This window comes from Candidatus Cardinium sp. cByotN1, from assembly GCF_022810525.1.
In the GTDB taxonomy this organism is placed as follows: domain Bacteria; phylum Bacteroidota; class Bacteroidia; order Cytophagales; family Amoebophilaceae; genus Cardinium.
On record NZ_JAACGG010000154.1, the window covers coordinates 1 to 2,486 of the forward strand.

The 2,486-nt window shown below is 37.0% G+C and carries 3 protein-coding genes and 1 pseudogene; all 4 read right to left on the minus strand.

Annotated elements, in window-relative coordinates:
- Positions 1-152 precede the first annotated feature (152 nt).
- Positions 153-473: a hypothetical protein gene (locus MUW73_RS04110; protein WP_243018465.1), complete on the minus strand. Its 321-nt coding sequence runs from the start codon at positions 471-473 to the stop codon at positions 153-155.
- Positions 362-628: a hypothetical protein gene (locus MUW73_RS04710; protein WP_369127208.1), complete on the minus strand. Its 267-nt coding sequence runs from the start codon at positions 626-628 to the stop codon at positions 362-364. The genes MUW73_RS04110 and MUW73_RS04710 overlap by 112 nt, the downstream gene beginning before the upstream one ends.
- Before the next feature lie 19 nt (positions 629-647).
- Complete coding sequence (locus tag MUW73_RS04115) at positions 648-2,000, minus strand: type IV secretory system conjugative DNA transfer family protein (RefSeq protein WP_243018468.1); 1,353 nt, start codon at positions 1,998-2,000, stop codon at positions 648-650.
- A gap of 215 nt (positions 2,001-2,215) precedes the next feature.
- A pseudogene (locus tag MUW73_RS04715) lies at positions 2,216-2,416 on the minus strand (hypothetical protein); the annotation flags it as partial.
- Between the last annotated feature and the right edge of the window lie 70 nt (positions 2,417-2,486).

Below are 2,486 nucleotides of genomic sequence, written 5' to 3' on the forward strand. Positions count from 1 at the left end.
AGGGCAAGCTAGAAGGCAAATTAGAGGGCAAACTAGAGGGCAAACTAGAAATAGCTAGAGTCCTCTTATCTGAAGGCGAATCGGTAGAGAGGGTTCTTCGGTTAACCGGTCTATCTCGTTCTCAGCTTAAGGGTCTTGCTTAGGTAGGTGTTTTATGCACACCTACCTAATAAAACCTCTATTTCTTGTTGTATTTTTTTAAAATTCTCCTCTATATCCACGTATTGATGGATCTCTTTCAAATCTTTTAGTTTCTCATTTTCGAATTTTTCATCAAAATTGCTTACCTTCTTCAAGTGGTATTTGAAGAAGGCTTGATTACTTTCCACTACTCTTCCAGCAAAAGTTCCCACTTTAAAATTCATAAAATCTTGCGGGGAAAGGATAGGTTTTTCTTGTATATGGGTACCCTCTCCATCCGTTTCTGTACGGCCACTTTGGTAACGACTAGTTGAGGTAGAAGACGAGACCACTTTTTTTTCTTTTTTTCCATCAGATGACTCGCCCAGTCAGCAGACGTCCCTTCCACATTACCAATAATCTTATTGACGAAGGTATCCTGTATACGTTTAGCTCCTATGTTACCGTAAGTATGTTCTAACTGTGCATTGGACTGAACGCAAGCCACTGTGCTGATACCATATTTTCTAGCAGTAGCCGGTAGCTCTGCTAGCTCTGGAATAAATAATGTGGGGCAACTCTATGGCTACAAAACTTTTGGTTCTATTATGGCCATACATAGCTTTAAAGCAAACCGTTAGCAATAGCGAGATAACCAGTGAGAAGGCAGATTTAGCAGATGGATGATTACCTATACACAAGATAGTTGGTTTCCAGCTATCATTGATGGTTAACTCTAAATCATCCCCACTTAATACCCAAAATAAGTCTTTATTTAAAAGGATTTGCAAGTTCGTTTTAAAGGTAGCGATAACACCCACCAATTGCCCCGCTGTTTTTTGTCCACCCTTAAAGGCATCTAATATAGAACTAGCGTAACTAGCCGCTTCGTCATCTTTTTCAATTAATTGCAGTATACTAGCAATAAGTTTGGTAGCCAGTGCTAAAACATGCGGTAAGGTACAGCATCTAGGTATTCTATTAGCCAAAAAAACAATCATCCCTTTTAGCAATGCTTTGGTACTTAGGTTCCAAAAATCATCTTTTTTATCTGGTACCAGGTTATGTAATAGTACACTGGTGTATTCTTCTAAGTAGGCCCTGTTTAGAATATATCTTGGCGCAATAGGGTTGACGCGTATACTATGTCTAAGAGAAGTAAAGTTAATGCTATGGAATTGAAATTTAGTAGCATCACAGAACTTTAAAAAACAATTAAAAGCGAACTTGGTAAGACAGTAGTTATGATCAGATTCAGTCGGCCTTCCCTCAAAGTCATAGTCGTAGATGATGCCAGTATAACCTTTTTTGATTAATGCGTATAATATAGGTTCCAATACATAGCGTGTTTTACCACTACCCTGATTGCCTAAAATATATATACCCCTTTGTGGATTATTAATGGGTAATTGTCCATTGTATGCAGGTAATGTGATGCTTTCTGCTCTGTTTTTGGTCTTAGTAGGATTGATCAGTTGAAAATCACCTTCATCGTTAGCAAATGGAATCAGCCAGGTAACTAACGTAAACAGCAAGGGATATAACCAGATATGGAAATTTCCTTTTACCCAAAAAAAAGGGTAATACATTACATAACAACAGAAAAGCACGGCCCAACCTAACACGAATAAACTGTTGCAGTCCCATTTTTGTTTAAATCTTTCAATAAATCTGACGATTTGATCGCATTGATAATAGAGTAAGCATAATACGTATAGGCTGTTAACCATCCAGTTATGTTGCACAGCTATACAATAAGATAGGAATGTAGCCCATGCATCAGCTATAAGTGATATATCATTTAAATAGAGTAAGTGTAGGTAAAAAAACAGCTGATAGCCTATCAGAAAAGTAAATACTATAGCAATATTTTGCTTCATTCATAGCAGACGATTACCAAAGAGAAGCCGATGAATTGCTAGCGGGTAATAAAGAGATTCAGTATCTATTAGACGATGATGCAGCGGGTCTTAGGGTCTTAGGGTCAATGAACGGCTAGTAGCTTACAATTTGCTCCAAAAAAATATCATTCACAGGATTAACATGTAAGATCTGCTTACATATATGCTCCATTTTTGATAACCAGGTTAAAATATTATTTTTTCTGGCCCATGGAATATAAAAATTCATAGTATCTTTGGCTATTCTTTTTTGATCTGCTAGCTTTCGTACAGATATAGTTCTTATATCGTGTATGGTTACTTCCGTAAGTATTTTTTGAGATGTTAATACGTGACAGGGCGTGAATAAACTGCGTCAGATCTGTTTTATAAGCGGCAACGGTGTGCGGACTTACCCTTCTTTCTGCTTTTGTATTTCACCCATCTATTCTAAGTTCCCGATTTGTTATATAATTAATATTATGT

What these genes read in the sequence shown, in the direction of transcription:
- MUW73_RS04115 (WP_243018468.1), bottom strand. Translation starts at nt 2,000, where the DNA reads ATGAAGCAAAATATTGCTATAGTATTTACTTTTCTGATAGGCTATCAG.